Below are 12,476 nucleotides of genomic sequence, written 5' to 3' on the forward strand. Positions count from 1 at the left end.
CCGGGAGGGCTCCATGACAGCATTGGCCTGGTTGTTGGCAGTCCTGCTCTGGCTGAGCGCAGCCGGTTGCCTGCTGCATCCGCGCATCGGCAGCGCGATTACGCTGTTGCAGGTTTTTTTCGCGCTGCTGGCATTGAGCTGGTGGCATATGGGCCTGGGTTTGCTGGGCCTCGCCGAGTTGATCATCGGCACCGGCCTGATCGGCCTGCTGTGCCACCGCAGCACGCGCTGGCTGAACCGGCAGCGCACTGACGCGGCGGGCCCTGCCTCATGATGTCGTCAGTATGGCTGGTCGCCGGCAGCGGCCTGGTGCTGATCGGCCTGACCGGTTTTCTGCTTACCCCCGATCTGCTGCGCCGCTTACTGGCTTTCCACATCACTGGCAGTGGCGCCTTGCTGCTGGTGCTTGCGCTCGCGGGTGCTGATGCAAGTGGCGATAAAAGTATCGTGCCTGCCCTGCTGGTCTTTACCGGCATGCTGGTGGGTCTGGCGGCCACGCTACTGGCCCTGTGGCTGCTGCGCCGCGCCCGGCAACTTGCGCTGCACCGTGCCGCACACACCGACGCAGATCCGGGATCATGACCGGCGTGTCCGCGGCCCTCCACACTCCGTATATCTGGCCCCATGTCTGGCTGATTCTGCTGCCACTGCTGGCTGCCCTGGTCAGCACAGGGCTGAACCGCTCCCGTACACACTTCCCCGCCCTGCTGCCCTGGGGCCAGGGCCTGCTGCTCCTGTGCTGGAATGCCCTGACGTTATGGCTCTGGCTCGGCGGTGTGGAGGGCGGTGTCAATGAGACCACCACCCGGATCACGTTTGCCCCCCTCGTGGGGCCCACGCTGGTCTGGACCCTGCTGACTGACGGCCCGGCACTGATCATGGCCCTGCTGACCACCTGGATCGGCACCGCCACCCTGGTACACACGGGCCTGCGCCCCGACGCCGCGTCCCGGCCGTCGGCGCCCGCCGCCTTCTGGCCCCTGGCCTGGCTGCTGATGGCCACACTGAATCTGATCTGGCTCGGCGCCGACTTGCTGACGCTGTATATCGGTGTCGAGGCGCTGGGCCTGCTCGCCGTCGCCATGATCGGCCTGAACAACACACCCGGCGCCGTGGACGCTGCGCTGCGCTATCTGTTCGCCACCCTGCTCGGCTCGCTGGCCTATCTGGTGGGCGCCGGGCTGTTGTTCGGGCACTACGGCACACTCGAGCTGGCCACGCTGGCCGGGCAGGTCAGCGCCAACGGCGCCACCGCCGCCGGCTTCGGGCTGATGCTCGCCGGGCTGGCATTGAAGGCCGCCGTCTTCCCCCTGCACGGCTGGCTGCCTGCGGCCCATGCCAGCGCACTGCTGCCGGTCAGCGTCCTGCACGCCGCGCTGGTGATCAAGGCATCGGTCTTCGTGATGCTGCGCCACTGGCTGGCTTTCGGGCCGGCGTTCGCCGACACCGCCCTGCCCCTGCTGGTCGGCGCTCTGGGGGCGGTGGCCATCCTCTGGGGCAGCATCATGGCGTTGCAACAGACCCGCCTGAAGCTGCTGATCGCCTGGTCCACCATTGCCCAGACCGGCTACCTGCTGGTGGGCTTTCCCCTGCTGCTGCAGGGCGACGCCGCGCTGCAACAACTGGTGCTGCAAGGCATCCTTTACCAGATGGTCGCCCACGGCCTCGCCAAGGCGGCGCTGTTCATGACCGCCGGACATCTGGTCACCGCCACCGGCAGCGACCGTATTGATCAGCTCACCGGCACCGGCCGCCACCTGCCACTGACATTGCTCACCCTCGGCCTGGCCGGCGTCAGCCTGATGGGCATGCCGCCCAGTGCCGGGTTCGTGGCCAAGTGGCTGTTGGCGTCTGGCGCCATCGGCAGTGGCCAGGTGATCTGGCTGGTGGTGTTGCTGGCCGGCGGCCTGCTCAGTGCCACCTATATCCTGCGCCTGCTGCGCCAGGCATTTCGTGAGGGGCCGGAGCAGGATGTGTTCCAGCATCCATCGCGGGTGGAAAAGATGACCGCCTTCCTGCTCGCGCTGATGACATTGCTGCTGGGCCTGATGGCAATTCCCCTGCTGTCGCTGATCACCTTGCCCGGCGGGGGGATTGCGCCATGAGCTGGACCAGCTGGATGCCGGTACTGGTATTGCTCAGTTCGCTGGTCACGGCGCTGGTGATCTTCTGCCTGCCGGAAAATCGCCATATCACGCGCGGCCTGCTCAACCTGGTCGGCGCCGTGATCAAGATCCTGCTGGTGGGGGTCATGGTCATCGGCGTTGAAGAGGGTATGACGTTCGAGGCGCGTTATACGCTACTGCCCGGCGTCGATTTCGTGTTGCGCGCGGACGGCATGGCCATGTTCTTCGCCGGGCTGTCATCGGTGCTGTGGTTGTTCACCACGTTGTACGCCATCGGTTATCTGGAAAATTCGCCCAACCGCAGCCGCTTCTTCGGCTTTTTCAGCCTTTGCGTCACCAGCACCATGGGCATTGCCCTGGCCGGCAACCTGTTCACGTTCTTGCTGTTCTATGAATTGCTGACGCTCTCCACCTGGCCACTGGTGGTGCATCGCGGCACCGAGAAAGCCCTCGCCGCCGGGCGCACCTATCTGATGTATACCCTGACCGGCGGTGCCGTGTTGCTCGGCGGTGTGCTGTGGCTGCACGGGCTGGTGGGCGATGTGGACTTCCGCGAGGGGGGCGTGCTGCGCGATATGCCGCTGGCGCTGCACGGCCAGTTTTCGCTGATCTTTGCCGTGCTGATCGTGGGCCTGGCGGTCAAGGCTGCCATGGTGCCGCTGCATGGCTGGCTCCCCCTCGCTATGGTGGCACCGGCACCGGTGAGCGCACTGCTGCATGCCGTGGCGGTGGTCAAGGCAGGGGCCTTCGGCATCATTCGCGTGGTGTATGACCTGTATGGCATCGAGTTCGCCGCCAGCCTGAACCTGCTCTGGCCACTGGGCATGATGGCTGCCATCACCATTCTTTATGCGTCGATGCGTGCGCTGGCGCAGAGCGAACTGAAAAAACGGCTGGCCTATTCCACCATCAGCCAGGTGTCCTACATCGTGCTGGGCATCAGCCTGTTCGGGCCCATCGGCACCATTGGTGCGCTGGTCCATCTGCTGCATCAGGGCTTCATGAAGATCACCCTGTTTTTCTGTGCCGGCAATTATGCCGAGACGCTGGGCATCCATGACATCAAGGATCTGGATGGCGCTGGCAAGCGCATGCCGCTGACCAGCGCCGCCTTTACGCTGGGCGCCTTCGGCATGATCGGCGCGCCGCCACTGGCCGGTTTTATCAGTAAATGGTTTCTCGGCGTCGGTGCGGTCAATGCCGGTATGACCTGGGCGCTGTGGGTGCTGGTGGCCAGCAGCCTGCTCAATGCGGCCTACTTTTTGCCCATTGTTCACCGCCTGTGGTTCCGGCCCCGGCGTGCCGAGGGCTGGCCAAAAGAACAACAACTCAGCCAGCGCTTTGAAACCAGTGGCTGGTTGCTGTGGCCCACGGTGGCCACCGCGCTGACCATCATCGGCGCCGGGGTGCTCGCCGGTATGCCGTTCAGCCCGCTGTCCTGGGCCCAGTTGGTCGCAGCGCGGGAGTACTTGTTATGAACGGGCTGGCTATGAACGTACTGGCTATGAACGCAGGCTGGTTACTGATCCTGGCACCGCTAACGCCGCTGCTGCTGGCCGGCCTGTGGTGCATACAGGGCTACCGTAACAGCTACCGCAACAGCACGGCGACGCATGGCGAATCAGCCCAACGCAAACCCGACGGCACGCCTTCCGCCGTGCTGATCTGGTTGACCGCCCTGGCGCCCTTGCCCGCGCTGCTGATCGCCTTTTTCGCTCACAGTGAGCCCCATCTGGTGGTCGAGCCGGTGCTGCTGGGCAATCTCTGGGTGCTGGATGATCTCAGCCGGGGGCTACTGGGCATGACCGCCCTGTTGTGGCTGATCAGTGGGCTCTACGCCAGCCGCTACAGCGCGACACGCGCTGCCCCCGCACAGCCCAACACCGGCTTCTGGCTGTGCTGGCTGCTGGCCCTGACCGGCAATCTGGGCTTGATCCTGTGCCGGGATATCGCCGGCTTCTACAGTTTCTTTGCCCTGATGACCTTCGCCGGTTACGGCCTGGTGGTGCACAGCGGCAGCGACCGGGCGCGCCGCGCCGGGCGCCTCTACCTGATCATGGCGGTGCCCGGCGAAATGCTGATTCTCAGCGGGTTGGTGCTGGCCGCCAGCGCCGCCACCTCGCCCGCGTTGCAGGCGCTGCCACCGGCCATTGCCGATCACGCCTGGGGCGATGGTATTGCCGCACTGCTGTGGGCCGGCTTCGGCATCAAGGCCGGGCTGGCGTTGCTGCACATGTGGCTGCCGCTGGCTCACCCGGTGGCGCCCACCCCCGCCAGCGCCGTGCTCAGTGGCGCCATGATCAAGGCCGGGCTGCTGGGCTGGGTGCTGGTACTGCCGCTGGGCATCACGGCCCTGCCCTGGGCCGAACTGGCCATGACCGGCGCGCTGGTGGCCGCCATTGGCGGCGCCCTGATCGGCATCACCCAGCGCGAGCCGAAAGCGGTGCTGGCCTACTCCAGCATCAGCCAGATGGGCATCATCACCAGCATGCTCGCCGCCGGGCTGATGCAACCGGCACTGTGGCCGGCGCTGGCACCAGTGGTGCTGCTCTATACCCTGCATCATGGCCTCGCCAAAGGCGCCCTGTTCCTCGGCGTCAGCGGCTTGCAGGGCCGCGCGCGCCTGTGGCTGTGGCTGCCCGCCCTGAGCCTGGCGGGGCTGCCGTTGACCACGGGCGCCGCCGCCAAGGTGGCCATGAAAGGCGCCCTGTATGACGCCAGCTATCCGGGGCTGATCCTGCTCCTCGGCGTGGCCGCCATCGGCACAACCCTGTTGATGGTGCGTTTCATGTATTGCCTGCGGCAGACAGCGCAGCAGACTGACAGCCCCCCGCCAGCTGTGTCGCTTACCGTGCTCACCATGCTGGCCATACTCGCCAGCCTCATCGGCTTGCCATGGCTGACCGCCGACGTGGCGGGGCAACGCTGGCCCGGCGCCGCCAATGCGGTGCAACTGCTCTGGCCAGTGGCGGCAGGGCTGGTGCTGGGCGGCGTCGCCCTCGGTCTTGCGGCACGGGGACGGCTGTCATCCCCGGCCATCCCGGCCGGCGATCTGATAGTCCCGGCGGAACGCGCGGCGGCATGGCTGATGCGCCGCTGGCAACGACGACCCGCATGGCGCTGGGAAGATGTGGTGCAGTGGGAAGGTCGCTGGCTGGCCCGCATCGGCGCGTGGGTCGCACGCCTGGATCAGCGTATTGTCGGGCAGACCGGGGCGCTGTTCGTGGTGCTGGCGGTTGGCATCGCCCTGCTTGCCGGGCTGACCTGAACGCCCACCCTTCGTATCAGCGGGCCAGCCCTTCCAGATGCTGGAAGATCAATTGCGGGCTACGGCGGCCCTGCCAGACATTCACTTCCAGGCGGTAGACACCGCGCACGCGCCGCAACGGTTTTGGCAGCGTCGCCAGATCCACATTGAAATGAATCCCGTCGATAATGCCGCCCGTCGCCGGCAACCCCAACGTCAGCTTCAGATGCCGCTCGCCAACAATGCGGTGCTCGATCACCTCGAACTCGCCATCAAAACTCGGCGCCGGGAAGCCCTGCCCCCAGGGGAACGCATGGCTGAGCAGCTCCGCATGGCGAATATGCAACTCGTCGTCCGCCAGCGCGCCGTCGGTTTCCAGCACTTCGTCGAACAGCCCCGGCTCCGCCATCTCGTCCACCGCCTGCGCGAAGGCGCGGGTGAAATCATCCAGGCGTTCCGTCGCCAGCGTCATGCCCGCCGCCATCGCATGGCCGCCAAAGCGATGCAGCAATCCCGGATTGGCCGTGGCCACTCGATCCAGCACATCACGCAGATGCAAACCGGGAATCGAACGGCCGGAGCCTTTCAGCAACCCGGCCTCCTGGGCCGGGGCAAAGGCCACCACCGGGCGATGGGTGGCCTCCTTGACCCGCGACGCGAGAATACCCACCACCCCTTCGTGCCAGAGCGCGTCATGCAGGCACAAGGCCTTCGGCAAGATGCTGCTGCGCTCGCGCAGGGCATGCACATAGGCCATGGCCGCATCCCGCATGCCCTGTTCGATGCCACGGCGTTCACGATTGATGGTGTCCAGTTCGGTGGCCAGGGTCAGGGCCCGCTCGGCGTCGTCGCACAGCAGGCAATTGATGCCCAGCGCCATATCGTCCAGACGCCCCGCCGCATTCAATCGCGGCCCCACGGCAAAGCCCAGATCCGCCGCCACGGCGCGTGCCGGATCACGCCGCCCGACTTCCAGCAATGCGGTAATGCCCGGCACACACTGCCCGGCACGAATGCGTCGCAAGCCCTGCTCCACCAGCGCGCGATTGACCTGGTCCAGCGGCACCACGTCGGCCACCGTGCCCAACGCCACCAGATCCAGCAGGTCCGCCAGCGGCGCCTTGCCAGCTTCATCACCTTTGTCTCGCAAGGCGGCGCGCAGGGCCAGCAGCAGATAAAACGCCACGCCCACGCCAGCCAGATTGTGGCCCGCGCCATCTGCTTGCAGGCGCGGATTGACGATGGCATCCGCCGCCGGCAATTCAGCACCCGGCAAGTGATGATCGGTAATCACCACGGCAATCCCGGCCGCCCGCGCCGCCGCCACCCCGTCGACACTGGCAATGCCGTTATCCACGGTAATAATCAGATCCGGCGCGCCCTGCGCCACTGCCAGATCGACAATGGCGGGCGACAGGCCATAACCGAACACGAAACGATCCGGCACCAGAAAGCCGGGCATCTCGAAGCCCAGCATGGGCAGCCCGCGCAACATCAGCGACGTCGCCGTGGCCCCGTCCGCGTCGTAATCCCCGACAATCAGGATACGGCCCGCGCGTTCGCGCAGGGCCAACAGCAAGTCCACCGCATCGGCTATACCCGGCAAGGTGTCCGGTGGGGGTAATTGCTTGAGAGACAAATCGGTCTGCGCGGGCGCGCTGACACCCCGGCCAGCAAGAATGCGTGCCAGCAGCGGCGGAATACCCGGCCAGTCAGGCACGGACGCCACGGTGCGGCGGCGAATCTGAGGCAGCATACGGCGAGAACCCTTACATCAGCGGAGCGGCACGGATGACGCTGTATGCAATACGACAGCGCGCCCGGGACAATTGCGCGCAGTATACCTGTTATGCCGGGGCGAGTGGTTCACCGGGCAGCCAGAGCCGCACCCGGGTGCCGCCGGTCACCGGGGCAACGGTCAGGTAACCGCCCAGGGCATCAGCGCGGTAGCGCATGTTGGCCATCCCCTTGCCGCTGCGCGGCGCGGTATCGTCATCCCCTGCGGGCACGACAAGGCCGGTGCCGTTGTCCTCGATGCTGATCCAGATGCCCGGCTGCCCGCTGCGCTCGTCGTACCCCGGCCCGGTGGTGACGGTGACCTGTGTGGCCCCGGCGTGTTGCAACACATTGCTGAACGCTTCCTGCAGGATGCGCAACACATGCAACGCTTGCGGTGCGCGCAACCATTGCAACGGCGGCACCGGCTCCACCTGCCAGTCAATGTGAATGCCGGCCTGGCGCAACTGCGGTGCCAGCCGGTAGCGCAGATTGCCCAGCAAACTGAGCAGGTCACCCTCCACCGGCTCCAGTGAATCAATCGTCAGCTTCAGATCGGCAATCGCGCGACGCAGGGCATTGCCTGCCCAGGCACTACCGGCTTCCTGCCCGACGGAAGCCAGTGTCGCGACCAGATTGGCGCCAATGCCGTCATGAATTTCCCGCATCAAGCGCTGGCGCTCTTCGGCCAGGGTTTGTTCTTCGTTCAGCTTGCGCAGTTGCTCAAAGGTTTCTTCCAGGGCGGCCTGGCGTTCAAGCACGCGGGCTTCAAGGGAGGTGTTCAGGCTCTCGACTTCGCGTAGCGATTCCACATAGCGCGACGCCAGCGCCATGGAAAAACACAGCAACAACAACGCGGCACCAATGGGCAACAGATACGGCATCTCGATGGAGATCAGGCGCATCATCAGGGCAAAGTCATACACCCCCAGTGCCACGACCAGGGTAAAACCAATAGCCATCAGCAGCGGCGCGATGCCCGGTTGCTGCCAGGCACGCTGGATCAATACCACACCGATACCGATGCCCAGCGGCGCCAGCATCGTATAAACCAGCCCGGCGGTACTGTAAGCATCGAAGCCGACGCCAGGCAGTATGAGCAACGACACCAGCACCGTGCCGAACACCAGCAGCTTCTGGAACCAGTTGTAGCGAAACGCATAGAAGCGGCAGGCAAACAGAAACAGAAACAGAATGGCCCAGGCGAGCGAACACACCGCCAGCCACCAATGAAACGCCAGCGAGATAACCGGCTGGTCAACAAAGTAATGCAGTTGCCGCGCCGCGAAAGCCAGCGCACACAACCCCAGCAGCAGATGCAGCGCATTGTCAGTGCGATGCATGGCCCAGATGCCCAGCGCAAACACACCCAGCCCGGCCAGCATCCAGGCACTGATCTGCGCCGTGTTGATGCGCAGTGCGTAGGCGCGCCGATACACCGGCTGCAATAATTCCGGCGGCCCGACAAACAAGCGAGAGACCAGCACCACGCCGATATAGGGCGAGTCCAGCCTGATCAATATTTCATTGTCGCCGTCTTGCCACACCATCGGCGGCGTCACGACCCACAAAGGCACGTTCCAGCCATGCTGAATAATGTCCGGCAAAAAAGTCCGCTGCACTTCAACGCCATTGACCAGCACCAGCGCCCGGTCTTCGAAGCGCGGCATATACAAGGCCCAGCCCTGCATGCCCTCCGGGCGCTGCACGGTAAAGCGATACCAGTGGTAGTGGGTGGGACGAGACAACGGCTGCAAACCAAAACGCGGGCTCTCGACACGCTCGGCCGCCTGGTAATCGGGCAGGGCTATTTTTTGCCAGGCGCTGGCATCAACGGGCGCGCCCGGCTCAGTGGTCATCTGCCACTCAGCGGCATTGTAGGCGGTGATGCGGGGGTCCTCCGGCGGCTCACTGAGCAACACCGGGTAGAGCAGTGACACAGCGAGGAAGACACCACCCACCAATGCCACGCCGGTAAGACTCCAGGCGGCGGCATGCAGGAGACGTCGCCACGGCGACAGAACGGCTTCAGCGCTTTCAGCGCGTTGCACCGAGGCCGTCATCAGGGCGCCAGCAGCCCCATGCACTGGGCCTCGTAAATCGCCTCACCCCGCGAACGCACCTGCAGCTTCTCGTAGATGCGCTTCACATAGGTACCGATGGTGTGCGGCGACACGCCCAACAACTGAGCGATTTCCTGATAGGCAAAACCGCGCGCCAGCAGATTGAGCACTTCCGATTCCCGCGGCGACAACAGCGACGCCGCCGCCGGATCGGCTGTACCGCTTGACGGTGGCACCGTCGGTTGCAGTTTCAGCAAAAGCTGGCGGGCAATGATCGGCGTGATCGGTGAACCCCCTGCCCGGAGTTCGAGAATACGTGCGACGTAATCTTCGTCCGTATCATCCTTGAGCAGATACCCCGTGGCGCCCGCTTCGATACTGGCGAGCACGTTGCGCTGATCCGCGAAGATACTGATTACCATGATGTCGCAGGCGGGATGGCGGCGGCGTGCCTCCTGAATAACCGTAATACCGCTGGCATCCGGCAGGCCCAGATCCACCAGCACCACATCCGGCGTATGGCGGGCGAGCTGGCGCAAAGCTTCCGCCGCTGTGGCCGCCCAGGCCAATACCGTCACACCGGCACTGCGGGCGGCCGGCGAGGTCAGGGTGGCCTCGAAGCGCTCACGCATCCGCGGGTCGTCTTCAACAACGATAATGCCCAATGAGATATCCATCCCTGCATGGTAGGCGCGACGACGGCGCGCGGATACGCACCCGTGTCCCCAATTCGCGGGACAGCTTTTTTCAGGCATGCCGCACGACAACATTGAAGTCTTTACGGGGAATCGGCGCACCTGTGGAAATCTATAGTTGCCAGGGTGGCAAAACTCAGGGCTCGATCAGCCGCCAGCGCAGAGCGCGCGCCACGGCTTCTTCTCGCGTGCGCGCCCCCAGCTTGCGGCGCGCGTTGGCGATATGCAGCTCCACGGTCACTTCTGCCAGCGACAGCGCCCAGGCGATCTGTTTGACACGCTGCCCGGCACACAACCGCTCCAGGCACTGGCGCTCGCGACCACTCAGCGACGGCGCCGCCATGACCGGAAACTGGCTCAGGCGATCATGCACACAAAACGCCGACAGGCGCAGCTGATCACCGTAGCGTAACAGCAGCTTGTCGACGTCTTGCCGGGGCAACGTCGAACCGAGATTCCAGGCACTGAAACCAGCGGGCCCCATCAAACGTGTTGTGCAGGACACGCCGGAACGAAAGCCATCATCCCCGCTCTCTTCGATGATGCGGCGCTCCCGCTCTTCCAGATACTGATGCTCGGCCAGATGGTCGATGCCGGTGCGGCGGGGCTGATAGGTGGTGGCGCAATAACGGGGGAAGGGATCATCCAACGCGTAACCGCTGTTCTGGTAGTGCGTGACCCAGGCGAAGGAGAAACTGGACAGCACCGTGACGGCATCGGGCGCGCCGCCCTCTCCCTGGCTGGCTGCCTGCTTGTCCAGATACAGTACCCGATCAAACCCCAGCGCCGCGAAGACACGCATGCCCACTGCCCAGACTGCGTCTGCGGTGTCGCACTCGGGCAATGCCTCGTTTAACCGCTCCAACATGCGTTCCATGACGATGTCTTCTTTACCGGCCTATGGAAATCCACAGTCGTATTAAGAAAGGCTTTGGCGCGGATGGCAACATAAACCGCCGTGACTGTGCGCCCATACACATATTCACGCGCAGATGTCCCGGGAATGCGGGACAAGGCCGCGCATCGCATCCACCTACACTTCGTCCACCCCCATCTCATGGATTGTGGACACCTGACATGAATAACTTGCTGCGTTCTCGCTTTATTTCTGGCGCCTGGCCTAACGGCCTGGCCGCGCTTGCTACACTTTTTGCCGCACTTGCCCTCACCGCCTGCGGCGGCGGTGGCAGCAGTAGCGGTGGCAACCCGCCCCCGGACGGCACCCTGAACTGGACGCCCGCCGCCCTGATCAGCGCGTCGGTCAATTCACAGCGCGATGCCACCGCCGTGATCGGCCCGGACGCCACCACCTTTTTCTGGGTTCAGAACAACGGCGGTGAAAATGAAATTTTCGCCCGTCGCGTCAGCCTGGACAGCGACACCCCCGTCGATAGCACGGAAAAAGTCAGCGGCAGCGCCAATGCCGCCAGCAACCCCAGTGCCGTGGTCGACAGCCTGGGCAATGTCACCGTCACCTGGCGCGACGTGCATAACAGCGAGTTGAGCATCTATGCCAACCGCTTCGATGCCGGCACTGGCGTCTGGCTGGGCCCCGTGGTCCTGGAAGGTCTCAGCGGCAGCGCCAGCGCCCCACTGATTGCCATCAACGATGCCGGGCAGATCGCCGTGGCCTTCAGCATCGACGAGCGCAGCCTGCATTTTGTCAGCTACAACGCGGGCAATAACACCTGGTCCACCCCGCTGCAGCTGATCAGCGTCGCGGCCACGCGCACCCTGACACCGGCCGATCTCGCGCACGCCGGCAACAATACCTGGCTGCTCGCCTACGGCGACGCCACCCAGAGCCCGCTCAATTCCAGCATCCAGCTGGCACGTATCAACGCGGCCACGACTCCGGCCACGTCCAGCATCATCGATATCGCCCCCGGCACGGCAAGCACCCTCCTCAATACCCTGCCGTCGCTGGCCGTGCTGGCCAACGGTGATGCCGCCGTCGCCTACAACAGCTACGCACTGAATACCCTGACCACCACGCTCAAGGCACGCGTGCGACTGAACAATGGCACCCTGTCCAGCATCGTCCCCCTGGAAGACAACCACCTCGGCCCCCTGCCCAATGTGCGCACCCGCCTGGTGACCACACCGGACAGCCAGTTCAACGCCATCTGGTATCGCATCAATTTCAATGATCTGGATGCACGCGAAGGGCTGGTCCTGCGCCGCTTTACCGCCGCGGCCTCACCCAGCCTGGCAGCCCCCACCTTTGCGTACAACGCAGAACGCGCCGCCAGCAGTGTGGACTTCGATGCCATCACTCAGAACTCAAGAGTCTATGTGGTGTGGCAGGAAATCGAAGACGCCCAGCCCGACAACGAACTGAACCTGTGGTCCTCGTATTTTCTTGACGGATCAGGCTGGAACGCGCCCGAACGCGTAGAGCGGGATGCCCGGGTTTCCAGCGAGCCCGCACTCGTCAAACGCGGCAACAGCAATCTGCTGGTGACCTGGCTGGGCGGCCCCGGCGGCGCCAGCAGCGTGCTATTCGCCGAGCGCTGCCCCGGCGGTAGCGCGACAGTATGCGATTAACACCCTCTTTCAGAATCAGCCC

The 12,476-nt window shown here is 64.6% G+C and carries 10 protein-coding genes; 6 read left to right on the forward strand and 4 right to left on the reverse strand.

The window, feature by feature from the left end:
* Window positions 1-13: 13 nt before the first annotated feature.
* Genes K8B33_RS05150 through K8B33_RS05170 form a run of 5 tightly spaced genes read left to right on the forward strand, consistent with a single transcriptional unit; the run spans window position 14 to window position 5,394 of the window.
* Window positions 14-274: a hypothetical protein gene (locus K8B33_RS05150; RefSeq protein WP_223424051.1), complete on the forward strand. Its 261-nt coding sequence runs from the start codon at window positions 14-16 to the stop codon at window positions 272-274.
* Window positions 271-582 (forward strand): hypothetical protein, encoded by a 312-nt coding sequence (locus K8B33_RS05155; RefSeq protein ID WP_223424053.1) that lies wholly within the window; start codon window positions 271-273, stop codon window positions 580-582. The genes K8B33_RS05150 and K8B33_RS05155 overlap by 4 nt, the downstream gene beginning before the upstream one ends.
* Window positions 579-2,105, forward strand: a complete 1,527-nt coding sequence (locus K8B33_RS05160) for a complex I subunit 5 family protein (protein ID WP_223424055.1) — start codon at window positions 579-581, stop codon at window positions 2,103-2,105. The genes K8B33_RS05155 and K8B33_RS05160 overlap by 4 nt, the downstream gene beginning before the upstream one ends.
* Entirely contained in the window at window positions 2,102-3,604 is a 1,503-nt protein-coding gene (locus K8B33_RS05165; RefSeq protein WP_223424057.1) for a complex I subunit 5 family protein, read from the forward strand. Before K8B33_RS05160 ends, K8B33_RS05165 begins: the two co-directional genes overlap by 4 nt.
* On the forward strand, window positions 3,601-5,394 hold the full coding sequence (locus K8B33_RS05170; protein ID WP_223424060.1) for a complex I subunit 5 family protein: 1,794 nt from the start codon (window positions 3,601-3,603) through the stop codon (window positions 5,392-5,394). Before K8B33_RS05165 ends, K8B33_RS05170 begins: the two co-directional genes overlap by 4 nt.
* Before the next feature lie 16 nt (window positions 5,395-5,410).
* Here K8B33_RS05170 and recJ read toward each other — a convergent pair whose 3' ends face one another.
* The 4 genes from recJ to K8B33_RS05190 all read right to left on the reverse strand — a co-directional run bounded on the left by recJ (window position 5,411) and on the right by K8B33_RS05190 (window position 10,784).
* Window positions 5,411-7,129 (reverse strand): single-stranded-DNA-specific exonuclease RecJ, encoded by a 1,719-nt coding sequence (recJ, locus tag K8B33_RS05175; RefSeq protein ID WP_223424062.1) that lies wholly within the window; start codon window positions 7,127-7,129, stop codon window positions 5,411-5,413.
* Between the two features lie 91 nt (window positions 7,130-7,220).
* A complete protein-coding gene (locus K8B33_RS05180) occupies window positions 7,221-9,212 on the reverse strand; it encodes a sensor histidine kinase (RefSeq protein WP_223424064.1) in 1,992 nt (663 codons plus the stop codon).
* Window positions 9,212-9,889 (reverse strand): response regulator transcription factor, encoded by a 678-nt coding sequence (locus tag K8B33_RS05185; protein ID WP_223424067.1) that lies wholly within the window; start codon window positions 9,887-9,889, stop codon window positions 9,212-9,214. Before K8B33_RS05185 ends, K8B33_RS05180 begins: the two co-directional genes overlap by 1 nt.
* 154 nt (window positions 9,890-10,043) lie before the next feature.
* Window positions 10,044-10,784: a helix-turn-helix transcriptional regulator gene (locus tag K8B33_RS05190; protein WP_223424069.1), complete on the reverse strand. Its 741-nt coding sequence runs from the start codon at window positions 10,782-10,784 to the stop codon at window positions 10,044-10,046.
* 200 nt (window positions 10,785-10,984) lie between these two features.
* Between K8B33_RS05190 and K8B33_RS05195 the strand changes: the two genes are divergently transcribed.
* A complete protein-coding gene (locus K8B33_RS05195; protein ID WP_223424072.1) occupies window positions 10,985-12,454 on the forward strand; it encodes a hypothetical protein in 1,470 nt (489 codons plus the stop codon).
* Window positions 12,455-12,476: the final 22 nt, after the last annotated feature.

This window comes from Alcanivorax limicola, assembly GCF_019931215.1.
Classification (GTDB): domain Bacteria; phylum Pseudomonadota; class Gammaproteobacteria; order Pseudomonadales; family Alcanivoracaceae; genus Isoalcanivorax; species Isoalcanivorax limicola.